Source organism: Nonomuraea sp. NPDC004580, assembly GCF_040609855.1.
Classification (GTDB): domain Bacteria; phylum Actinomycetota; class Actinomycetes; order Streptosporangiales; family Streptosporangiaceae; genus Nonomuraea; species Nonomuraea salmonea.
Genome location: NZ_JBEXLH010000055.1, coordinates 17,225 through 38,730, shown reverse-complemented (window position 1 = coordinate 38,730; position 21,506 = coordinate 17,225). Strand labels below are relative to the sequence as shown.

Annotated in this window: 16 protein-coding genes; 7 read left to right on the top strand and 9 right to left on the bottom strand. The window is 72.9% G+C overall.

Annotated elements, in window-relative coordinates:
• Window positions 1-101 precede the first annotated feature (101 nt).
• The 4 genes from ABZW11_RS36475 to rhaS are packed head-to-tail and all read left to right on the top strand — an operon-like array spanning window position 102 to window position 4,852.
• Window positions 102-1,631 carry a sugar ABC transporter ATP-binding protein gene (locus ABZW11_RS36475; RefSeq protein ID WP_355427605.1) on the top strand — a complete coding sequence of 510 codons (1,530 nt, stop codon included), beginning with the start codon at window positions 102-104 and terminating at the stop codon, window positions 1,629-1,631.
• Entirely contained in the window at window positions 1,628-2,635 is a 1,008-nt protein-coding gene (locus ABZW11_RS36470) for an ABC transporter permease (RefSeq protein WP_355427603.1), read from the top strand. Before ABZW11_RS36475 ends, ABZW11_RS36470 begins: the two co-directional genes overlap by 4 nt.
• Window positions 2,628-3,749: an ABC transporter permease gene (locus ABZW11_RS36465; RefSeq protein WP_355427600.1), complete on the top strand. Its 1,122-nt coding sequence runs from the start codon at window positions 2,628-2,630 to the stop codon at window positions 3,747-3,749. Before ABZW11_RS36470 ends, ABZW11_RS36465 begins: the two co-directional genes overlap by 8 nt.
• A 32-nt stretch (window positions 3,750-3,781) precedes the next feature.
• Window positions 3,782-4,852 (top strand): rhamnose ABC transporter substrate-binding protein, encoded by a 1,071-nt coding sequence (gene rhaS / locus ABZW11_RS36460; RefSeq protein ID WP_355427597.1) that lies wholly within the window; start codon window positions 3,782-3,784, stop codon window positions 4,850-4,852.
• Between the two features lie 6 nt (window positions 4,853-4,858).
• Here rhaS and ABZW11_RS36455 read toward each other — a convergent pair whose 3' ends face one another.
• Together ABZW11_RS36455 and ABZW11_RS36450 are read right to left on the bottom strand one after the other, a co-directional pair.
• Complete coding sequence (locus ABZW11_RS36455; RefSeq protein ID WP_355427594.1) at window positions 4,859-5,782, bottom strand: carbohydrate kinase; 924 nt, start codon at window positions 5,780-5,782, stop codon at window positions 4,859-4,861.
• Window positions 5,783-5,980: 198 nt separating this feature from the next.
• Window positions 5,981-9,445, bottom strand: coding sequence for a S8 family serine peptidase (locus tag ABZW11_RS36450; protein WP_355427591.1), 3,465 nt, complete (start codon window positions 9,443-9,445; stop codon window positions 5,981-5,983).
• 131 nt (window positions 9,446-9,576) lie between these two features.
• On the opposite strand from ABZW11_RS36450, the gene ABZW11_RS36445 reads away from it, so the two are divergent.
• Window positions 9,577-10,551, top strand: coding sequence for a helix-turn-helix domain-containing protein (locus ABZW11_RS36445; RefSeq protein ID WP_355427588.1), 975 nt, complete (start codon window positions 9,577-9,579; stop codon window positions 10,549-10,551).
• A 53-nt stretch (window positions 10,552-10,604) separates the two neighbouring features.
• Here ABZW11_RS36445 and ABZW11_RS36440 read toward each other — a convergent pair whose 3' ends face one another.
• The 3 genes from ABZW11_RS36440 to ABZW11_RS36430 all read right to left on the bottom strand — a co-directional run bounded on the left by ABZW11_RS36440 (window position 10,605) and on the right by ABZW11_RS36430 (window position 14,395).
• A complete protein-coding gene (locus ABZW11_RS36440; RefSeq protein WP_355427585.1) occupies window positions 10,605-11,981 on the bottom strand; it encodes a PQQ-dependent sugar dehydrogenase in 1,377 nt (458 codons plus the stop codon).
• Between the two features lie 157 nt (window positions 11,982-12,138).
• On the bottom strand, window positions 12,139-12,963 hold the full coding sequence (locus tag ABZW11_RS36435; RefSeq protein WP_355427582.1) for a PIG-L family deacetylase: 825 nt from the start codon (window positions 12,961-12,963) through the stop codon (window positions 12,139-12,141).
• 10 nt (window positions 12,964-12,973) lie between these two features.
• Window positions 12,974-14,395 (bottom strand): tetratricopeptide repeat protein, encoded by a 1,422-nt coding sequence (locus ABZW11_RS36430; RefSeq protein WP_355427579.1) that lies wholly within the window; start codon window positions 14,393-14,395, stop codon window positions 12,974-12,976.
• Between ABZW11_RS36430 and ABZW11_RS36425 the strand changes: the two genes are divergently transcribed.
• Complete coding sequence (locus ABZW11_RS36425; RefSeq protein WP_355427576.1) at window positions 14,387-14,518, top strand: hypothetical protein; 132 nt, start codon at window positions 14,387-14,389, stop codon at window positions 14,516-14,518. The two genes, ABZW11_RS36430 and ABZW11_RS36425, sit on opposite strands and share 9 nt — an antisense overlap.
• A gap of 27 nt (window positions 14,519-14,545) precedes the next feature.
• On the opposite strand, the gene ABZW11_RS36420 is transcribed toward ABZW11_RS36425, so the two are convergent.
• The 3 genes from ABZW11_RS36420 to ABZW11_RS36410 are packed head-to-tail and all read right to left on the bottom strand — an operon-like array spanning window position 14,546 to window position 17,720.
• Complete coding sequence (locus tag ABZW11_RS36420) at window positions 14,546-16,132, bottom strand: GMC oxidoreductase (protein WP_355427573.1); 1,587 nt, start codon at window positions 16,130-16,132, stop codon at window positions 14,546-14,548.
• Window positions 16,129-16,647: a carboxymuconolactone decarboxylase family protein gene (locus tag ABZW11_RS36415; RefSeq protein WP_355427570.1), complete on the bottom strand. Its 519-nt coding sequence runs from the start codon at window positions 16,645-16,647 to the stop codon at window positions 16,129-16,131. Before ABZW11_RS36415 ends, ABZW11_RS36420 begins: the two co-directional genes overlap by 4 nt.
• Window positions 16,644-17,720: a dihydrodipicolinate reductase gene (locus tag ABZW11_RS36410; protein WP_355427567.1), complete on the bottom strand. Its 1,077-nt coding sequence runs from the start codon at window positions 17,718-17,720 to the stop codon at window positions 16,644-16,646. The genes ABZW11_RS36415 and ABZW11_RS36410 overlap by 4 nt, the downstream gene beginning before the upstream one ends.
• Window positions 17,721-18,042: 322 nt before the next feature.
• On the opposite strand from ABZW11_RS36410, the gene ABZW11_RS36405 reads away from it, so the two are divergent.
• Window positions 18,043-20,139 carry an ATPase gene (locus tag ABZW11_RS36405; RefSeq protein WP_355427564.1) on the top strand — a complete coding sequence of 699 codons (2,097 nt, stop codon included), beginning with the start codon at window positions 18,043-18,045 and terminating at the stop codon, window positions 20,137-20,139.
• A gap of 11 nt (window positions 20,140-20,150) precedes the next feature.
• On the opposite strand, the gene ABZW11_RS36400 is transcribed toward ABZW11_RS36405, so the two are convergent.
• Complete coding sequence (locus ABZW11_RS36400) at window positions 20,151-21,467, bottom strand: amidase (protein ID WP_355427561.1); 1,317 nt, start codon at window positions 21,465-21,467, stop codon at window positions 20,151-20,153.
• Window positions 21,468-21,506: the final 39 nt, after the last annotated feature.

The following is a 21,506-nucleotide window of genomic DNA, read 5'->3' as shown; positions in this document are numbered from 1 at the left end:
CAGAACCCAAGTCGCGTACCGGCAGTATTGACACGTAACTCCCCGCCGTTTTACGTTCTGGACACATTAAAACGTTTCGCCTGAACGGTGCCGGAGGGCGTATGAGTGAATCTCCTCCCATCCTGTCGCTCCGCGATGTCAGCAAGTCCTTCGGCGCGGTCCGTGCCCTGTCAGGCGTGCGGCTCGACCTCTACGCCGGCGAGGCGCACGGCCTGGTGGGAGAGAACGGGGCGGGGAAGTCCACGTTGGTGAAGATCCTCGCCGGCGCCCACCCGGCCGACGCCGGCACGCTGACCGTGGACGGGAAGGAGCTGACGCTCTCGGGCCCCGCCGACGCCCAGGCCGCCGGAATGGCAGTGATTTACCAGGAACCGACGCTTTTTCCGGATTTGTCGGTTTCCGAGAACATCTTCATGAGCCGCCAGCCATTACGCGGCCTGCGCCGCATCGACGCCAAGGCCATGCGCGCGGCCACGTCCGAGCTGTTCGCCAGGCTCGGCGTCGGGCTCGACCCCGACCGGCCCGCCCGCGGCCTGTCCATCGCCGACCAGCAGCTCGTCGAGATCGCCAAGGCGCTCGCGTTCGACGCCCGCGTCCTCATCATGGACGAGCCCACCGCGGCCCTGTCCGGCGTCGAGGTCGAGCGGCTGTTCTCGGTCGTCGGGTCGCTGCGCGAGGCGGGCGCGGCCGTGCTGTTCATCTCCCACCGCTTCGACGAGATCTTTACCCTCTGCAGGCGGGTCACGGTGATGCGCGACGGCCGCTGGGTCTCGACCGACCCGGCCGCCGGCCTCACCGTCGAGGAGCTGGTCCGCAGGATGGTCGGCCGCGAGGTGTCCGCGCTCTATCCGAAGACGGCGGCGGACGTCGGCGACCCCCGCCTCGAGGTACGCGGCCTGACCAGGCACGGCGTCTTCGAGGACGTCTCGTTCACCGTGCGCGGCGGCGAGATCGTGGCGCTGGCCGGGCTCGTCGGGGCCGGGCGCAGCGAGGTCGCGCGGGCCGTGTTCGGCGTGGACGGGCCCGACGCGGGCGAGGTGACCGTCGAGGGAAGGACGCTGCCGCCCGGCGACACCGCCGCCGCCATCGCCGCGGGGCTGGCCCTCGTCCCCGAGGACCGCCGCCAGCAGGGCCTGGTCATGGAGCTGTCGGTGGAACGCAACGCCACCCTCACCAGGCGCTGGTCGCTGAGCAGGCTCGGGCTGCTGTTCGGCGGCGCCGAGCGGGCGGCGGCCCGTACCTGGAGCGAGCGCCTCCAGGTCAAGACCGCTCGCCTCACCGATCCCGTCTCCACCCTGTCGGGCGGCAACCAGCAGAAGGTGGTGCTGGCCAAGTGGCTGTCCACCGAGCCGCGCGTGCTCATCGTGGACGAACCCACCCGCGGCATCGACGTCGGCACCAAGGCCGAGGTGCACCGGCTGCTGTCGGAGCTGGCCGGGCAGGGCGTCGCGGTGCTGATGATCTCCAGTGAGCTGCCCGAGGTGCTCGGCATGGCCGACCGCGTGCTCGTCATGCACGAGGGCAGGCTGGTGGCCGACATCCCCCGTACGCGGGCCGACGAGGAGTCGGTGATGCTGGCCGCGACAGGACAGGCGGCAGGACAGGCGACAGGACAGGGCGGTACCGCATGACCGCCGTCACCGAGGGCACCCGGCTCGTGCACCGGGTGTTCGTGATCAGAGAGCTGGGCATCGCCGCCGCGCTGGTGCTGCTCGTGGCCGTGACCGTGCTGGTCAACCCGCGCTTCCTGACCGCTCAGGGCGTCAAGGACCTGCTGCTCGGCTCGACCATCCTGGCCGTGCTCGCCGTCGGGCAGAGCATCGTCGTCATCACCCGCAACGTGGACCTGTCGGTCGGGTCGGTGCTGGGGCTGTCGGCGTTCGCGACGGGCAGCCTGTTCGTGGCGAACCCCGGCCTGCCCATCCCGGTCGCTCTGGCGGCAGGCGTGCTGCTCGGCGCCGTCTGCGGAGCCGTGAACGGCGCGCTCATCGCCGCCGCCCGCGTCCCCGCGCTCGTGGTGACGCTCGGCACCCTGTACGTCTTCCGCGGCGTCGACTACACCTGGGCCACCGGCCGCCAGATCAACGCCGCCGACATGCCGCCCGGCTTCCTGCGCATGGGCAGCGCGACCCTGCTGGGGGTGCCGGTGCTGGCGCTGTTCGCGGTGGTGGTGCTGGTGGCCGCCGGCTACTACCTGCGGACGTACCGCAGCGGCAGGGAGCTGTACGCCATCGGCTCCAGCCCGCCCGCCGCCCGCCTCGCGGGCATCCCGGTGGGCCGGCGGGTGTTCGCCGCGTTCGTCGTCTCCGGCGCGCTCGCGGGCCTGGCCGGCGTCCTGTACGCGGCCCGCTTCGGCACCCTCGACGCCAACGCGGGCAACGGCTTCGAGCTGAACGTGGTGGCCGCCGTCGTGGTCGGCGGCGTGGCCATCTTCGGCGGCAGCGGCTCGGTCTACGGCGCCGCGCTCGGCGCGGTGCTGCTCACCACGATCAGCAGCGCCTTGCCGGTGCTGGGGGTGAGCCCGTTCTGGCAGCGGGCCGCCGTCGGCGCGCTCATCCTGGCCGCGATCGGCCTGGACCGCGCGCTGGCCGTCCGCATGGCCAGGACCTTGCGAGGAAGGAGCGGCCGTGGCTGAGGCGGTAGGAGACGGCGCGGGGAGCAGCATGGAGACCGGCACAGGGACCGGCACAGGGACCGGCACAGGGACCGGCACAGGGACCGGCACAGGGACCGGCACAGGACCCGGCACAGGCAGCGGCGGCGCGATCAGGCGGGTGCGGGCGGTGGCCGGGTCCTGGGACGCCGTGCTCGTCGTGGCCCTGATCCTGGTCGTCGCGATCGGCGCGCTCAGCATCGAAGGCGTGGCCAGCCCGCGCTTCTGGCGGTTCGTCACGCTGGAGGTCATCCCGATCGCGCTCATCGCGCTCCCCATGACCCTGGTGGTCATCACCGGTGAGATCGACCTGTCGGTGGCCAGCATTCTCGGCCTGACCTGCACCGTCATGGGCCAGCTCTGGCTGTGGGGCGTCACCTCGCTGCCCGTGGTGATCGTGCTCTGCCTGCTGCTGGGCGCGCTGCTCGGCGCGGTCAACGGGCTGTTCGTGACCGGCTTCGGGCTGCCGTCGCTGGCCGTGACGATCGGCACGCTCGCGTTGTACCGGGGTCTTGCGTACGTCGTGCTCGGCGACCAGGCGGTGGCCGACTACCCGCCCGAGTGGACGACGGGCGCGATCGCCGCCATCCCCGGGCTGACCATCCCGTGGATGATCATCGTGGTCGCCGCCCTGGCGATCGTCTTCGCGCTCGTGCTGCACGCCACCCCGATCGGCCGCGGCCTGTACGCCATCGGCAACAACGCCGAGGCCGCCCGCTTCACCGGCATCGGCGTGGCCCGCACGAAGTTCTGGCTGTTCGTCGCCACCGGCGCCATGTCGTCGCTGGCCGGCGTCTTCTGGACGCTGCGCTTCGCCAGCGCCCGCGCCGACAACGGCATGGGCCTCGAACTCGCCGTGGTGGCCGCGGTCCTGCTCGGCGGCGTGTCCATCTTCGGCGGGCGCGGCGGGCTGCTCGGCGTCATCGCAGCCGTCGTCCTGCTCGGCACGCTGCGCAACGCGCTGCAGCTCGCGTACGTGCCGGCCAACACCCTGACCATCATCACCGGATCCCTGCTCATCGTCTCCGTAGTGGGACCCAACGTCGCCGGCATGGCGCGCGAGCGGTTGCGCCGGCGACGATCCGTCACCCCCTGACCGCGATCGCGGGCCGCGAAAGGAACTCCATCATGGCAGCGAGAACTCGAGGAGGCAGGGCCGTCGCCCTGGCGGTGCTCACCGCGTTCAGCCTCGCCGTCACCGGCTGTGCGAGCCAGGAAGAGCCGGCCGGCCGGCCGGCTCCCGGCGCGTCCTCCGCCGGCACGGGGACGATCAAGGAGGGGCTGAAGGTCGCCTTCCTCCCGAAACAGGTGAACAACCCGTACTTCGACGCCTCCGACAACAAGGGCGGCAAGGTCGCGGTCGAGGAGTTCAAGGGCGTCTACAGCCAGACGGGCCCCTCGGAGGCCAGCCCGTCGGCGCAGGTCAGCTACATCAACACGCTGTCGCAGCAGGGCACCGACGTGATCGTGGTGTCCGCCAACGACAAGGACGCCATCTGCGGCGCCCTCCAGGAGGCCCGCACCGCCGGGGCGAAGGTGGTCACGTACGACTCCGACACCAACCCGTCCTGCCGGGACGTCTTCATCAACCAGGCCAGCGCGGAGGGCATCGCCGCCTCGCAGATCAAGCTCATCGGCGAGGCGGTCGGCGAGGAGGGCGGCGAGATCGCGATCCTGTCGGCGACCGCGAACGCCACCAACCAGAACGCCTGGATCGAGATGATGAAGACCGAGCTGGCCAAGCCCGAGTACGCCAAGCTCAAGCTGGTCGACACCGTCTACGGCGACGACGACGACCAGAAGTCGTTCCAGGAGACGCAGGGCCTGCTGGCCAAGCACCCCAACCTGAAGGGCATCATCTCGCCGACCACGGTCGGCGTCGCGGCGGCGGCCCGCTACCTGTCCGGCTCGGAGTACAAGGGCAAGGTGCAGCTGACCGGGCTGGGCACGCCCAACCAGATGCGCGCGTACGTCAAGGACGGCACCGTCACCTCGTTCGCCCTGTGGAACCCGTCCGACCTCGGCTACCTGGCCGCCTACACCGGCGGGGCGCTGGCCTCCGGGCTGATCACCGGCAAGGAGGGCGAGACGTTCAAGGCGGGCAAGCTCGGCGACTACACCGTCGGCGAGGACGGCACGGTCCTGCTGGGCGACCCGTTCGTCTTCACCAAGGACAACATCGACGACTTCGACTTCTGAGCCGGGTCAGAGCTGGTCGGACCAGGGTGGGTCGGCGCCGGGGACCGTGCAGGTCAGCGCCGCCACCCGGGTCCCGAACGCGGCCGCCGCGACGGCGGTGTCGAGGTCGAGCGCGTCCAGGCGCCCGCCGAGCAGCCCCTGCGCCTCCAGGTGGTGCAGCAGCCCGGCGGTGAACGCGTCGCCGGCCCCGACCGTGTCGGCCACCTCGACGCGGATCGCCGGCACGGTGGCGCGCTCGCCGTCCAGCGACACCAGCGCGCCCTCGGCGCCGAGCGTGACCACGATCAGCCGGGCGCCCGCCTCGTGCCACCGGTCGCAGGCCGCCTCCGCCGGGGTGCCAGGCAGCAGCGCCGTGAGGTCGTCGTCGCTCAGCCGCAGCACGTCGGCGTACGCGCACCACCGCTCCACCCGGTAGTCCTCGGGCGCGGCCAGGCTGCGGCGCACGTTGGGGTCGATCGAGACCGTGGCCCGCTCATGGGCGGCCCGCGCGAGCTCCTCGACGGCCGCCGCGCCGGGCTGCTTGACCAGCGCGAGTGAGCCGGTGTGCAGGCAGGACGCTGCTCCGAGCCGTTCCAGGCCCAGCTCGCCGGGCGTCCACTGCCAGTCGGCGGTGCCCTGGGCGTAGAAGGTGTACGCGGCCCGCCCGCCCGCGTCCAGCGCGGCCACCGCCAGAGTGCTCGGCTCACCGGCCGCGATCGCCGCCGACAGGTCCACGCCCGAGGCGGCCAGCCGGGTACGGAACAGCTGCCCGAAGACGTCACTCGACAGCCGCCCCAGGAACCTGGCCCGCGTGCCGAGCCGCGCGAGCGCCACCGCCGTGTTCGCTGGCCCGCCCCCGGGGAACACCCGCAACCCCATGCCCGTCCCGCCCTCGGACGGTGCGGAGTCGGTGAAGGCGTCGGCGACGCACTCGCCGAGCACAGCGATCATCGGACCCGCCTCTCTCCCGGGGACGCTGCCGTTTCCGCACGGCCGGGAGCATGGACGCTCCCCGGGACGGGGTTCATCATCGCAGCCCCGCCGCCGTCATGATGAGCGCCGGGTGGCCACGCCGCCCGGATCGCGTCCCCTGAGCACGCGAACGGGGGGCCGCCCCTTCCGGGACGGCCCCCCTCATGCGGTCGATCGTCAGCGCTTGACCGTGAAGTGGCCGGTCAGGGGACCGAGCGTGACGGTGTAGGTGCCCGCATCGGAGCGGCGCAGGTCGAAGGTGACCCGGGCGTCCTCGCCGGGCTTCAGCGAAACCTCCCGCCGCTGCTCCTCGGCCCCGTTCACCCGGACCACCGCCTGGTACGAGCCGGCCTGCTCGCCCACGTTCTTCACCAGCGCCCGCACCTTCACGCGCCCTGACCTGGACGACTCGGGCGTCACCGACAGGTCGCTCAGCGCGAACAGCGCCTCGGGCCCGGCCACCAGGTCGTGCACGAAGACGTCCGAGCGCTTGTTGGTGTCGCCCTCGACCAGGTTGGCCGAGGTGCTCTCGAAGGCCACGTACCGGCCGTCCGCGCTGATCGACGGCAGCGCGGCCCGGCCGTCGCCACCCGTCCCGCCGGGCGCGCCGGACAGCAGCGTGGTGGTGCCGGCCGTCACGTCCCGCAGGAAGACGTCGCTGAGGTTGTTGTCGTCGCCCTCGGCGAGCCGCCCTGAGTCGCTGTAGAAGGCGACCTTGGTGCCGTCGGCCGACAGCGAGGGGGCGAAGGTCAGGCCGCCGGCGCCGGTGCCGTCCAGGGTGACGGACACCAGCTCGGCCTTGCCGGTGGCCAGGTCGTGCACGTAGATCTCGCCGAGGCCGACGCCGTTGGAGTACGCCACGGCGGTGCCGTCCGGGCTGATCACCGGCCCGACGGTCTCGGTGGCCGGGTCGGGCCCGGTCACGCGGGCGAGCGTCTTGGCCTGCCGGTCCAGCACGAAGGTGTCGATCTCGCCGTTGTCGTCGCCGGGCACCAGGTCGGCCGCGTCGCTCTGGAAGGCCACGTACCGGCCGTCGGCGCTGATCGTGGCCTCGCGGGCGTTGCCGTTGACCTCGGTCCCGTCCTGCGTCACCGAGATCCGCTCGGTGGTGCCGGTCTGCCGGTCGCGCAGGAACACGTCGTTGCGCCCGTTGGTGTCGCCGGGAACGAGGTTCGAGGCCATGCTGTCGAAGACCGCGTACCGGCCGTCCGCGCTGAACCTGGGCGCGCCCGACAGGTCGTTGCCCGGCTCGCCCTTCGAGGACACCGAGATCATCTCGGTCGTCCCGGTCTGCCGGTCGTGCAGGAACGCGTCCGTCTGGCCGTTGGCGTCGCCGGGGACGAGGTTCTTGGAGAAGCTGCTGAACCCGACGTACCGGCCGTCGTGGCTGACCGTCGGCGACAGCGAGAACGAGTCGCCGAGCCCGCCGCCGGTCGGCACCGAGACCCGCTCGGTCACCCGGGTACGCCGGTCGGTGGCGAAGATGTCCAGCTCGCCGTTCGTGTCGGCGTCGTCGGTGAGGTTGGAGGCGAAAGTGGCGTATACCACCACATTCCCGTCACCGCTCAGCTCCGGCCACCACGCCTCGTGGTTGCCCTGGCGGCCGTCCGTGCCGAGCGACAGCCGCTCGGTGGGGGAGCGGCGGGGCAGCGTGAGGTCCGCCTCCGCCCCGTGCTTCCCGGCGTGCTTCCCGGCGTGCGTTCCGACGGTGACCTCCACGTCGGGCGACCTGGACACGCCGGGGGCGTGCGCGGCGATCCGGTACGCGCCGACCGGCACGTCCTTGATCGTGTAGCGGCCCTTCGCGTCGGTCACGGCGGTCAGCTCGTCGGGCACGCCGAGCACCTCGACCGTCGCGCCGGGCACGGTCGTGCCGGTCGGCCCGTACGACACCCGGCCCGAGATCGTGCTCCACTTCGTCCGCTCCAGCCGCACCCGCTCGTCGGAGAGCCGGTCGGCGCGGACCGTGACCGTCTTCTTCGTGTCCTCGTAGCCGAACCTGGACAGCGTCAGCTCATGCCGCCCGGCGGGCAGCCGCAGCTCGAAGCGGCCGTCCGCGTCCGTCTCCGTGCTGCGCCCGCCGACGCCCACCCGCACGCCGGCCAGCGGCTCGCGGGAGCGCCGGTCGGTGACGGTGCCGCGCACGCCGCTGGTGAGCGCCGCCTCGGCGACCGCCGCGTAGGCGTCGATGCGGCCCTGGCCGTAGCGGGGGTTCGGCAGCGGGCCGTAGCGGTCGTCGGAGACCGACGTGCCGGCCAGGATCTCCTCGGCCGCCGCCACGGTCAGGCCGGGACGGGCCTCCAGCATGAGGGCGACCGTGCCCGACACGTGCGGGGTGGCCATCGAGGTGCCGTTCAGCGCGGCGTACCCGCCGCCTGGCATCGCCGACACCACGTCCACGCCGGGTGCGGAGACGTCCGGCACCACATACGAGTCGGGCCACTCGGGCGGGGCGTGGAACCAGTCGGTCGACCTGACCACGCCGCCGCAGGAGAAGTCGGGCACGTCGTCGTTGACGTCGGTCGCGCCCACGGCCACCGACTCGTACACGTTGCCCGGGCTGCCCGACTGGCCCTCCGCGCAGTCGTTGCCGATCGCGAAGGACGGGAACGCGCCCGCGCGGTAGATGTTCCTGGCCGGCTCGACCAGCTCGTCGGCGTAGCCCTCGGCGCCCAGCGACATGCTGACCACGTCGGCCGGCTCGCCCGCCGGAGTGCCGTCGGCCGCGTACGGCGCCAGCGCCCACTGCATGCCCGCGACCACCTGCGCGAGCGTGCCCTGGCCGCCCGGGATGACCAGCCCCGCCATCAGCTCGGCCCCTGGAGCGACGCCGATCTTCGTGCCGGACGCGTCGCCGCCCGCGATCGTGCCCGCCACGTGGGTGCCGTGGAAGGAGCTGTCGTGCGGCTCGCTCGGCACGGGCTTGCCGTCCGGGCCGAACTCGATCCAGCCGCCCGCGTGCTCCTTGCCCGTCCCGGCCAGCTTGCCCTGCAGGTCGGGGTGGGTGATGTCGACGCCGGTGTCGAGCACGGCCACCCGGACGCCCTTGCCGGTCAGCCCGCGCTCCTGCTGGACGCGGTCGGCGCCGATCTTGGTGAGACCCCACGTGGCGGGCTCGGCCGCCCTCTGGGGGCCGGTCTTCGACGCGGGCGCGCGGTCGGGCTCGGGGGCGGTGAGGGTGAAGTTCGGGATGATCCGGTCGACCAGCTCCAGCTCGGCCAGGGCGGCCAGGGTGGCGGGCGTGACGCGTACCAGGATCATGTTCTTCAGCCAGAACGTGTTGACCACCTGGTCGCCGCGCGAGCGCACGAACGCGGCCACCGGGTCCTGCACCGGCTCCGCGCTCGCCCGCAGCGCGGCGCGGGCCTGCACGGGGGTGTCGGTCGCGGGCGGCTGCCGCAGGGTGCGCAGCACGACGAGCGCCTCGATGGGGTCGCCGGCGGTCCTCATCCGCTCGGTCAGCTTGGCGTCGATCTTCTGGTCCGGCTTCTGATCCGGGGTGGGGGCGCCGGACGGGGCGGTCTGCGCCTCGGCCGGGCTCGCGGGGACGAGCGTCCCGTACGTCGCGGTCGTCAGCAGAACCGCTGGTAAGACGGCGGCGAGCAGACGGCGACCGGGCGAGCGGCGAGGGGACAGCGGCATGATGCTCCTTCTTTCCTGTGGCCACTGGGGCCGATGGTGCTCAAGAACGCTGACATCTTCCGCCTTTTCCTGACAAGCTTGGTTAGTGACGGGTTTCTGTCATGTGTCGTCATTCGGACAGGAGGAGCGGGGTGCTGGAGGCGATCGGGCTCAGCCCTCAGGACGAAGAGGTGTACGACGCGCTCGTCCGCCGCACGCAGGCCACGGTCGCCGAGATCGTCGCCGACTGCCATCTGCCGGCCACCGCCGCCCGCCGCATCCTGCAGTCGCTGCTCGACCTCGGCCTCGCCACCCGCTCCACCGGCCGGCCCACCCGCTACGTCGCCGTCTCGCCGGACAGCAGCCTCGAGGCCATCCTGCGCGAGCGGGAACGGGAGCTGGACGGCGTCCGCGCCCACATCCGCGCCCTCATGGACGTCTACCGCGCCGGCACCCGCTTCGCCCACCCCGGCGAGCTGATCGAGGTCGTCTCAGGGCGGGACGAGGTCAACCACCGGTGGGTGCAGATGCAGCAGGACACGCGGGCCCAGATGCGCGGCTTCGACCGCCCGCCGTACGCGGCCCCCGCCCAGCACCGCGAGCCCAACCCCGTCGAGCTGGACCTGCTGCGCCGCGGCGTGCGCTACCGCGTCATCTACGAGACCAGCGTGCTGGAGATGCCCGGCTGGCTGGAGGACGTCACGGTCGGCGTGCAGCACGGCGAGCAGGCCAGGATCCATCCCGGCCTGCCGATGAAGCTCGGCATCTCCGACGACCGGCTCGCCATCATCCCGCTGATGCGGGCAGGGGACGACGTGCTCTCCGCGTCGTACCTGATCCACCCTTCGCCGCTGCTCGACGCGCTGATCGCGCTGTTCGAGGCGCTGTGGGAGCGCAGCGTCCCCGTGCGGCTCAACGGCGAGCTCGCCTCCGAGCAGGAGCTGTCGCCGGACGAGGAACGGCTGCTCACCCTGCTCGCCGCCGGCGCCACGGACCGCTCGGCGGCGCGGGCGCTGGGCTGGAGCGAACGCACGGTCCAGCGCCACCTCACCAAGCTGATGCGCCGCCTCGGCGCCCAGACCCGCTTCCAGGTGGCCATGGAGGCCACCCGCCGCGGCTGGATCTGACCCACCCCGCCCCGCCGGGCCCTGAATCTCAGGTCATGGCCGCGCCGGGTGGGTTACGAGCACTGGTAGGCGGTGGGCAGGCCGGTGTCGCCGCTCCGGCGGGTGGCCTGGAAGCCGAACGTGGTGCTCTGGCCCGCCGCCAGGGTGCCGTTGTGGGTGGTGTTCCTGGCCGTGACGGTCTGGCCGGAGACGGCCAGGGCCGCGTTCCATGAGCCGGTCACCGTGTGGCCGGGCGGCAGGGTGAAGGTCACGGTCCAGGCCGGCCGGGATGCCGTGCCGTCGTTGGTGACCGTCACCGGCTGGATGACGTAGCCGGTGCTCCACTGGGTCTGGGCGGTGGCCGTGGCCGTGCAGGCGCCGGAGGGGCCGCCGCCCTCGCCCGTCGCCTGCGGGACGCGGATGATGCGGTCGTCCTGGGCCACCGGGGTGCCGCGGCCGTCGCGGTTGCTGGTCGACACCCAGAGGTGACCGTCCGGGCCCGTCGCCACCGCGCGCAGCCGGCCGTAGGAGCGGAGCTGCGCCACCGGGGTGCCCGGCGTGCCGTCGGTCAGCGGGATCGCCCACAGCCGCTGGCCGCGCAGCGCCGCCGCGTACAGGGCGCCGTCGGCGTACGCCAGTCCGCTGGGCGACGACTCGGCGGTGGACCACGTGACGATCGGGTCGCGGTAGGAGCCGTTGCCGCAGGTGCCCTCGCACACCGGCCAGCCGTAGTTGCCGCCCGCGACGATCCGGTTGACCTCGTCCCAGGTGTTCTGGCCGAACTCGGAGGCGTACATCCGGCCCGCCTCGTCCCACGCCAGGCCCTGCACGTTGCGGTGGCCGTAGCTCCACACCCGAGAGCCGGGGAACGGGTTGCCCGACGGCACCCCGCCCTCCGGCGTCATGCGCAGGATCTTGCCGGCCGGGCTGTTCAGGTTCTGAGCGTTGGAGGTGGCGCCGGCGTCGCCGGTGGCGACGTACAGCATGCCGTCGGGGCCGAACGCGATGCGGCCGCCGTCGTGGATCGTCGCGCTCGGCACTCCCGAGAAGAGCACCTCCTGCGTCTGCGGGGCCGCCAGCCGCAGCCTGACCAGGCGGTTGTCGCCGGCGGTGCTGGTGAAGTACGCGTAGACCCAGCCGTCCTGCGCGTACGACGGCGAGACCGCGACGCCCAGCAGGCCGCTCTCACCCGACGCGCGCACCCCGCTGATCGTCGCCACCGGCGACGGCGCCTGCCCGGGGCGTACCTGCATGATGCGGCCGGTGTTGCGCTCCGACACCAGCGCGCTGCCGTCGGGCAGGAACGCGATCGCCCACGGCACCTGCAGCCCCGTGACCGACACCTCCGCCCGCGAGAAGTCGAACCCCGCCTGCGCACCTGAGGCGGCCGGCGCGCCCAGGCCGAGGGCGAGCAGGACGAGAACCAGGACCGGGATGAGGCGGGCACGCATGACGGGCTCCTTGACCGGATGTCCGGGTGGGTCTGTCAGCACTCGTCAGCACTGTAGGCGGCCCAGAGCCCGACCACCATCACCACACCCGCCCCCGCCCGGCGAACTGCGACGACCCCCGACGATCGGTGAAACTTTCACCACCCGCCGGGAACCGTCAGGGGCGGAGCCCGGCGAACAAGTCGTCTTCGTGGGCCGGAGCGTCGACCTTGGACAGGACGCGTTCGAACGCCTCGTGCGAGAACGCCTGCTGCTGGGCCTCCTCCGGCATGCGCAGGAAGAAGATGTTCTCTCCCTGGCTCTCGTGCGCCCGCAGCGCCTTCAGCTTGCGCTCGGCGTAGGCGGTGACGTCGACGACGGTGGTGACCTTCTCGTCAGGGGTGCCGAAGTCGTCGGACGGCAGCTCGTCGCCGAAGTCGACGCCGTTGGCGCGCATCAGCTCGAACATGCGCTTGATCGCGGCCCGGGGAATGGCCGTGTGGTAGAGCTTGTCGGGAATGCCGGTGCGCTCGGTGGCCGCCACCGTGATCTGGTGGGCGCGCACGTGGTCGGGATGGCCGTAGCCACCGCCGCCCGTCTCGTCGTACGTCACCACGACCTGCGGCCGGTAGCGCTCCATCAGCTCGGCCAGCCGCCCGGCGGACGTCTCCAGCGGCACGTTGGCGAACGCCTCGGGATGGGCGTTGGCCTCCCACCCCTCCATGCCGGAGTCGCGGTAACCCAGCAGCTCGAGGTGCTCGACACCGAGGTGAGCGACCGACTCGCGCAGCTCGCCGAGCCGCTGCACGGCCACCGCCGCGTCGTCGTGGCCGGGGTCGCCCGGCTTGACGCCGCCCGCGCCGTCGCCCTGCTCGCCGTTGGTGCAGGTCACGAGGACCGTGCGGATGCCCTCCTCCGAGTAGCGGGCGAGGATGCCGCCGGTGCTGAGACACTCGTCATCGGGGTGGGCGTGCACGACCATCAGGGTCAGTTGGCGTTCCATGCTGGGGAATCTACTCGACGGGCCCGACAGTTCCGGCGGCTCCGCCGGCGCGGGCCAGGTCGGCCGCGCGGACCCGCGCCACGGCCGCCGCCGCGCCGTCGCCGACCGCGTCGGCCAGCGCCGCCTGCTTGAGCCAGTTGTACGGGCTGCACGGCCGCAGGCTGATCCGCTCGCTCACCAGCACCCTGGCCAGGTCGCGCCGCCCCGCCCGCAGGGCCGACTCCAGCAGCGTGCGCTGCACGGCGTCGCGCTGCGCGTGGCTGCCGCCGAACTCGGCGATCCGGTGCCTGATCGGCCACAGCAGGTCCACGACCGCGTCATGGTCACCGCGCCCGAACGCCACGATCGCCCGGCACACCGGCAGGCCCACCCGCAGCGTCATGCCGTGGTTGGTGACCCCGGGCCGGGGCCTGGTCACGTACGCCTCACGCTCGGCCACCAGCTTGTCCGCCTCGCCGATCCGCCCCGCGCCCACGTACGACATCACCGCGTGCATGTCGTTGAACGCGTAGAACGGCTCGGCCACCCGCGCCGGCCACCGGTCGGCCAGCGCCTGCCAGCGTGCGTGCTGGTCGGAGCCCTCCAGGTGGAGCCGCCACAGCAGCGCGGCGGCGTCGAGAAGCTCCAGGCACGACTGACCGTCGGCGAGCACCGCGTCATAGATCGACAGCACGCGCGGCAGATCGCCGCTCTCCAGCGCGTACAGGCAGTAGTGCCACCACGTGTGCACGTTGAAGAACGTCCCCCTGGACCAGTCGGGCAGCCGCGCGTCGAGATAGCGCAGGCCCGTGCCGAACCTGCCCTGCTCCTCGTACGTGTGCACCACCGCGTGGATGGCCCACACGTCGCGCGGGTTCAGCTCGACCGCCCGCAGTCCTGCCTCCTCCGACCTGTCGTGGTGCCCGCACTCCTCCAGCCCGAAGGCGTACATGCCGAGCAGGTGACCGAAGTGCGGGTCGTCCCGCGGCCAGGCGTTGAGCGCGCCGCCGACGCGGTCGCGCAACATGCGGGCGTCGCCGGTGAAGAAGTCGATCTGGTGGCCGACCGCGAGGGCCAGCGCGTCACGAGGATGCTCGGCCGTCAGCTCGGCGAGCAGCGAGCCGCAGGCCAGGAAGTCGCCGTCGAGCAGCGCCAGCACCGCCGCCACGTGCGCGCGCTCCCTGGGCAGCAGGTCGGCGCCCTCGGTCCTGCGCAGGAACGCCCCGAACCTGGACCGCGCCGTCCGCGCGTCCTCCACCTCAGTGGTCAGCAGCCCGAGGTAGGCCACCAGGACGTTCCCCATCGGGAATCCGGGTGACTCGGCCAGGGCGGCGCCGGCCTCGGCGTCGACCTCGGCCCTGAAGTGCAACAGCTCGTCGATCGCGCGGTCGTAGTGGCGTACCGCCGCCGCGCTGGCGCCCGTCATGGCCAGGCCGTGCCGATCGTGGCTCACCGCCTCACTGTAACCAGCGAACTCCGTACGGGCACGGACCTGTACCGCCGTCCCCTGGGCCGCTACGCCGACCCGGCGCTCCGCTTCCGCGCCGACGCCCGCATCGTGGACTGGTCGAGCTGACCCACCGGCCGCCGAGTGGCCGGTGGGTCAGAGGTCGGTGGCGATGATGTGCTCGATGTTGCGCTCGGCGAGGGCCGTGATCGTGACGAACGGGTTGACCGTCGCGTTGCCGGGGATCAGCGCGCCGTCGATGACGTACAGGCCGGGGTAGGCGGTCAGCCGGCCGTAGTCGTCGGTGGCGCGGCCGAGCACGGCGCCGCCCAGCGGGTGGTACGTGAGGTGGTCGCCCCAGACCTTGTAGACGCCGAACAGGTCCGTCCGGTAGATCGTGCCCTCCTTGGCGTTGATCTTGTCGAAGATCGTCTTCGCCATGTCGATGGACGGTTGCTTCCAGGCGGTCTGCCAGCTCAGCTCGACCTTCCCCGCCGCCGCGTTCCAGGTGAACTGCGCCCGGTGCGGGTTGTTCGTGATCGACAGGTAGAAGGAGGCCCACGTCTCGATGCCCGTCGGCAGCGGCGCGACCTCGGCGAACGCGCCCCCGGCCGACCAGTTGTCGATGCCGCAGCACGGGATCGCCGACTGCAGGCTGCCGGTCGGGTCCCACAAGTGGTTGGCCCGGCCGCACATCACGTTGCCGTTGTCGCCCCAGCCCTTGCCGACCTCGCCGTTCAGGGCCGGCAGCGCGCCGGTCGCCTTCAGCCTGACCAGCAGCTTGCTCGTGCCGACGCTGCCGGCCGCGAAGAACACCCGGGTGGCGGTCACGGTCTTGGCCGCCACCACGTTCCCGCTCGTGTCGAGCTGGTCGATGAGCACCGTGTAGCCGCCGCCGGGCGCCGGGGCGACCGAGGTGACCTGGTGCAGCGGCGACACCGTGACCCGTCCTGTGGCCTTGGCCCGCGCCAGGTACGTGCGCTGCAGCGACTTCTTGCCGTGGTTGTTGCCGTAGAGGATCTCGCCGGCCAGCGCCGACTTCGGCACCGTGCCCGCCTCCTCCTGCTTCATGTAGTCCCAGTCGTAGACGTCCGGCACGAACACGAACGGGAAGCCGGAGCGCTGGGCGTGCTTGCGGCCCACCCGGCCGTACTGGTAGGCGGGCGTCGTGTCGAACCAGGCCGGGTCGATCGTGCCGACGCCGAGCGCGGCGTTGGCGCGCGGGTAGTAGACGGAGTACATCTCGTCGGCGTTCACCGTGGGCAGCACCGAGGCGAAGTTCTCGCGCTTGGGGGTGACCGCCATGCCGCCGTTCACCAGCGAGCCGCCGCCGACGCCGCGGCCCTGGTAGACGGTGATGCCGGCGAACTCCTCCGCGTCCAGCACGCCGGTGTGCTTCGGGATGCCGCGGTCGATCGGGAAGCCGAGGAAGTAGTTGAGCGGGGCCTTGGTGCGCGTACGCAGCCAGTACGAGCGGTAGTCCGGCTCCCGCGTGTTGCAGAAGATCTTGCCGTCGGTGCCCGGCGTGTCCCAGGCCATGCCCATCTCCACCATGTGGACGTCCACGCCCGCCTGGGCCAGGCGCAGCGCGGCCACCGAGCCGCCATAGCCGGTGCCGATGACCAGGACCTGGACCCGCGCGCCGGAGGGGATCGCGCGGGCCGGCGAGGCGTGGACGCCGAGTGTGGCGGCTCCGACCAGGGAGCCGGTGCCGGCGATGAAGCCGCGACGGGTGATGCTCATGGTGCCTGCCTCGCTTCCGGCCGGTGGGCGGGCGACGCGCCGCCGGGCAGCCGGCAGACGGTGTCCAGGCCCAGAACGTGGTTGAGCCGGCCGAACGCCAGCCAGGAGCCGAGGCACATGCTCAGCTCGACGATCTCCGCCTGGCCGTAGCTCGCCGTCATCCTGGCCCAGAACTCCTCGTCCAGGCCGTGGGGGTCGAGGGTGTAGCGCTCGGCGTACTCGGCGGCCAGGCGGGTGCGCGCGTCGAAGGCCGTGGTGGTGCGCCAGTTCGTCACCGCGTCGGCGAAGCCGTCCTCGACCTTCTCGCCGTCCCGCTCGGTCCGCCAGTCCAGGCAGAACGCGCAGCCGTTGATCTGGGCCACCCGCAGCCTGGCCGCCTCGAACTCGCGCAGGCCGAGCGTCGTGTGGGCGTAGACGGCCAGCGAGAAGCGGGCGGCGGCGGGGCCGATGCCGGGGATCATCTCGCCCCAGACGTACTCGATGGCGTCCTTGCCCTCCGGGATGTCGATCCTCATCGCGTACCTCCGAGCTTGCCGGGGACCGGGCGTAGCGGGACGTCGAGCGCGTCGTACAGGCCGGGGGCGGCGGCCACGAGCCAGTCGATGGCGCCCACCAGGCGGCCCACGGCTGTCGCGTTGCCGCCCGCCGACTGGTTGCCGTCCTTGTCGGTGGCCTCCAGCGTGACCTCGATGCGCGGGCGGCCCTCGACGATCACGCGGTGCGCGCCCACGCCGCCCGGCGGGACCGGCCAGCCGGGGGCGCAGGCCGGGTGGATGCGGGTGACGTGCTCGATCACGATGCGCGGCGCACCGCCGATCATGCCCCGCACCTCGAACCTGGCCGCGCCCTGCGTGCCCTTCTCGAACGTGCCCATCGTGGCCGTCGTGATCGTCTCGTCGAGCGGGCGGCGTTCGACGTGCTCGCGGATCTCGTCGAGGTCGGCGCCCAGCGCGCGGGCCAGCAGCCTGATCTGGCCGCCCCACACCATCGACGGGACGCCCCGCGCCAGCATCGGGGGCTCGTAGCCCATCGGCTGGCCCATGCCGACCAGGTAGCGGACCGAGTCCGGCTGGTCGTAGGTGGAGTAGTCGAAGATCTCCTGGCAGCGTACGGAGTCCACGGTCGCGGCCAGGCCGCTGACCAGCAGCGGCAGCACGTCATTGGCCCAGCCGGGGTCCACGCCCGAGGCGAACAGCGACCCGCCGCCCTCGGCCACCGCCTTCAGCACGGGCTCGCGGACCTCGGGCGGGGCGTTGCGGTGGTCGTAGAGGGCGTACAGGGACGGCGTCACGACCACGGCACCCGCCCTGACCGCCTTGACCACGTCCTCCAGGGCCTCATTGGGGCGCAGGTCGCCGGAGGCGGCGTACACGACGGCCCGGGGGGCCGCGCCGAGCACCGCGTCGACGTCGGTGGTGGCCGCGACGCCGAGGCGGCGGCCGAGCCCGGCCAGCTCGCCCGCGTCCCGCCCGGACTTGCCCGGATCGTGAACGAGGACGGCGGCCAGCGTGAGCGCGGGATGAGCGGCGACGGCGCGGATGGCGGCGCGCCCGATGTTGCCGGTACCCCAGACGATCGTGGACACCATAGGCGGAGCGTAGCAAGCGCTTGGTTGCGTGTATAGCTCCCACCGTCGCACCCCCTGACCGAAGATCACCCCCGACCGGCTCCGCTTGTGAGGGGGAGCCGGGCGCGAGCCGGGGTGCGCGGTCGTCCGGTGGGGTGGCTGTCCGGGTTGTCCTAAGAGGGAGGTCGGGGTTGTTGTCTGCTGGGTGGGGGGAGTGGTGGGGGTTTGAGGGGGTGGTGGAACTGGTGGGTAGTCACTTTCTTACTTTTCGTGGCGGATGCATTCCGGGTCCGGCAAGCTGCTGTCACCGAATGCGGCGGAGCGAGCCGGACGGGTGGGGTTGATGAAGATGGGTAGGCGGCCGGCCGGCAATCTGCCGCCGGAGATGACCAGCCTGGTGGGCCGGCGTGGCGAGCTGGCCAGGATCCGCCGGTTGTGCCGTGAGTTCCGCATGGTGACGCTGACCGGCGCCGCGGGCGTCGGCAAGACCAGGCTGGCGCTCAGGGCCGCCGCCCGCATGCGGCCGGAGTACGCGGACGGCGCCTGGTACATCCCGCTGTCGGCGCTCGACCAGGGCGCGCTGCTGCCGTACACGATCGCCGAGGCGCTGCCCCTGGCGGACCGGACGACGCGGCCGATGATGGAGGTGCTCAGCGAGTATCTCGCCGACCGCCACCTGCTCCTGGTCCTCGACACCTGCGAGCACCTCATCGACGACTGCGCGCGGACCGCACGCGCGCTGCTGGTCGCCGCGCCCCGGCTGACGATCCTCGCCACCAGCCGCCGCCCGCTCGACGTCCCCGACGAGCAGGCGCTCATCATCGAGCCGCTGCCCGTGCCCGACGCGCGCGGCGAGGGCCCGCAGGAGGCGGTGAAGCTGCTCGCCGAGCGCGCCGCCGCCGTCGTCCCCGGCTTCGAGGTGACGGTCGGCAACCGCCACCAGCTCGTACGCATCTGCCGCCACCTTGAGGGCCTGCCCCTGGCGATCGAGCTGGCCGCGGCCCGGCTGCCCAAGCTGGGCGTCGCCGAGCTGTGCGAGCGGCTCGACGACCGCTTCGCGCTGCTGGGCGACGCCGACGACGATCTGCCGGGAGCCGACCCGCCCTGGCACCGGGCGCTGCGCACCGCGATCGGGTGGAGCCACCAGCTGTGCGACCCCGGGGAGCGGCTGCTGTGGGCGCGGGCCTCGGTGTTCGCGGGCAGCTTCGACGACCGGGCCGTGATCGAGGTGTGCGCGGACCGGCTGCTGCCCGCCGACGCGATCCCCGGCCTGCTGGCGGGCCTGGTGGACAAGTCGATCCTCATCTGGGCTCCCACGGGCGGCGGCGAGCGCTACCGGATGCTGGACACGATCCGCGAGTACGGCGCCGGCTGGCTGCGCGCCCTCGGCGAGCAGGACGAGCTGCGCCGCCGCCACCGCGACCACTACCTGGCGATGGCCCGCCAAGGCGACGCCGCCTGGTTCGGCCCCGACCAGGTCTCCTGGAACGACCGCACCACCGCCGAGCACGAGAACCTGCGCATCGCCCTCGACTTCAGCCTGTCCACCCCCGGCGACCACGGCGCGCTGGAGCTGGCCGCCGCCCTGTGGTTCTTCTGGTACCCGTGCGGTTTCCTGCGCGAGGGCCAGCACTACCTGGAGCGCGCGCTGGAGCTCGACACCGAGCCGAGCGCCGTGCGCAGCCGCGCCCTGTGGGTGTGCGCCCTGACCCTCATCGTGCAGGGCGACGCCGACGCCGGCATGGCGTGGGCCACCGAGTGCGCCGGGGTCGCCGAGGAGCTCGGCGACGCCTCGGCCGCGCTCGCCGCGCAGGCCATGGTGATGGCCGCGGCCACCATCAGGGGCGACCTCCCGCTCGCCCTCGCGCTGGCCGACAGCCTCGTGGCGGTGCACCGGCCGGAGCAGGGGCTGGACCTGCCGACGATGCTGGCCAGGCTCGGGCAGTGCCACGTGCACACCGCGCAGGGCCGCATCGAGGAGGCGATCAGGGCGCTGGAGGAGCTGTGCGCCGAGTGCGACGAGCACGGCGAACGCTGGATGCGCGCCTACGCCGACCTCTTCCGCGCCCAGGCCGAGCTGACCCTCGGCCGCTACGACCTGGCCCAGCGGTACGCCCGCGCGTCCCTGGAGCTGAAGCACCGGCTGCACGACAGCATCGGCATCGCGCTCGCGCTCGACGTGCTGGCCTGCGCCGCGGCCGCGTCAGGGCAGGGTGAGCCGGCCGGTCGCCTGCTGGGTCTCGCCCAGCAGGTGTGGGACACGATCGGGCGGGCCCAGATCGGCATCCACGAGTGGGTGGCGGCCCGTACGCGCTGCGAGCGGCAGGCCCGCGCGGCGATCGGCGACCAGGCGTACGGGTCGGCGTTCCGCACCGGCTACGACACCGGCCTCGACACCGGCATCGTCCAGGCCATCGACTCCGGCACCGCCCACCGCTGACCCCCTCGCCGTCAGGGCAGCAGGCGGCTCGCCGCCGCGAAGAGCAGGGGCTCGTCGCCGGGGCGGCAGAGGAGCTGGAGACCGGCCGGGAGGCCGGCGACCGTGCCGGCGGGGACGGTCAGGGCGGGCAGGCCCAGCACGTTCCACGGGCAGGTCAGGGAGAGCAGCGCGACCCCGACGGGCACGGGCCGCCCCGCCGCGGTCACCTCGCGCTCGTCGATGAGCGGGGCGGTGACCGCCGCCGTGGGCAGCGCGAGCACGTCGTGCCGCGCGAACAGCCCGTCCGCGACCGCCGCCAGCCGCTCCCTGGACTCCAGGGCCCGGACGTAGCTCCATCCGGGCAGCTGCGCGGCGCCGCGCAGCCGTTCCAGCACCTCCGCGCCGAACAGCTGGGGCGCCGTCTCCATCCGGTCCGCGTGCACGGCGACCGCCTCGCACGACTGGATGACCCGGTACGTCCGCAGCGCCTCCTCGGCGAACCCGTCAGGAAGCCGCACCTCAGGCAGTTCACCCGCCGCCGCGCGGACCGTCGCCACCACCTCGGGGTCGCCCTCGAACAGGTCGCTCGTGTCCAGCCACGCCACCCGGGCCGGCTCCACAGGGGCGGGTGCGTCGGCGCCGGTCAGGGCGCGATAGGCGATCAGGCAGCCCTCCGGGTCGCCGGCCAGCACGCCCACGTGGTCGAGCGAGCGCGACAGCGGGAAGACCCCGTCCGCCGGGATGGCGTCGTACGCGGGCTTGAACCCGGCGACCCCGCACAGAGCGGCCGGGATGCGGACGGACCCGCCCGTGTCGGTGCCCAGGGCCAGGGGCACGAGGCCCGCGCCGACGGCGGCGCCGCTGCCGCCGCTGGAGCCGCCCGACATGCGCGAGGGGTCGTGCGGGTTGCGCGAGGCCCCGTTGGCGGAGCGGTCGCCGGTCGGCCCGTACGCGAACTCGTGGGTGGTGGTCTTGCCCACGATCACCGCCCCGGCCTCCCGCAGCCGGGTCACGCAGGCGGCGTCCCGCTCGGGGACGTACCCGGCGAAGTGCCGCGAGCCCATGGTCGCGGGCAGCCCGGCCACCTCGATGAGGTCCTTGACCCCCACCGGTACGCCGTGCAGCGGCCCCCGGTCGAGCCCCGCCGCCAGCTCGGCGTCCGCCGCCTTGGCCGCCTCCAGGGCGCCTGTCCCGTCCACGGTGACGAACGCGTTCAGCCCGGGATCGAGCGCGGCGGCGGCGCCGAGCGCCTGCTCGGTGAGGCCGGTCGAGGTGGTACGGCGGTCGCGCAGGTCCCGGGCGAGCTGGGCGAGGGTGCGGCCGGTGAACGGGCCGGGGGGAATAGGCATGGCATCTTTCTACACATTTCATGCCGTCCCCATCGACCC

Bases quoted from the DNA above. Each gene is read 5' to 3' on its own strand.
- ABZW11_RS36475 (WP_355427605.1), top strand. From the start codon at position 102: ATGAGTGAATCTCCTCCCATCCTGTCGCTCCGCGATGTCAGCAAGTCC.
- ABZW11_RS36470 (WP_355427603.1), top strand. From the start codon at position 1,628: ATGACCGCCGTCACCGAGGGCACCCGGCTCGTGCACCGGGTGTTCGTG.
- rhaS (WP_355427597.1), top strand. From the start codon at position 3,782: ATGGCAGCGAGAACTCGAGGAGGCAGGGCCGTCGCCCTGGCGGTGCTC.
- ABZW11_RS36455 (WP_355427594.1), bottom strand. From the start codon at position 5,782: ATGATCGCTGTGCTCGGCGAGTGCGTCGCCGACGCCTTCACCGACTCC.
- ABZW11_RS36450 (WP_355427591.1), bottom strand. From the start codon at position 9,445: ATGCCGCTGTCCCCTCGCCGCTCGCCCGGTCGCCGTCTGCTCGCCGCC.
- ABZW11_RS36440 (WP_355427585.1), bottom strand. From the start codon at position 11,981: ATGCGTGCCCGCCTCATCCCGGTCCTGGTTCTCGTCCTGCTCGCCCTC.
- ABZW11_RS36435 (WP_355427582.1), bottom strand. From the start codon at position 12,963: ATGGAACGCCAACTGACCCTGATGGTCGTGCACGCCCACCCCGATGAC.
- ABZW11_RS36420 (WP_355427573.1), bottom strand. From the start codon at position 16,132: ATGAGCATCACCCGTCGCGGCTTCATCGCCGGCACCGGCTCCCTGGTC.
- ABZW11_RS36415 (WP_355427570.1), bottom strand. From the start codon at position 16,647: ATGAGGATCGACATCCCGGAGGGCAAGGACGCCATCGAGTACGTCTGG.
- ABZW11_RS36410 (WP_355427567.1), bottom strand. From the start codon at position 17,720: ATGGTGTCCACGATCGTCTGGGGTACCGGCAACATCGGGCGCGCCGCC.
- ABZW11_RS36405 (WP_355427564.1), top strand. From the start codon at position 18,043: ATGAAGATGGGTAGGCGGCCGGCCGGCAATCTGCCGCCGGAGATGACC.
- ABZW11_RS36400 (WP_355427561.1), bottom strand. From the start codon at position 21,467: ATGCCTATTCCCCCCGGCCCGTTCACCGGCCGCACCCTCGCCCAGCTC.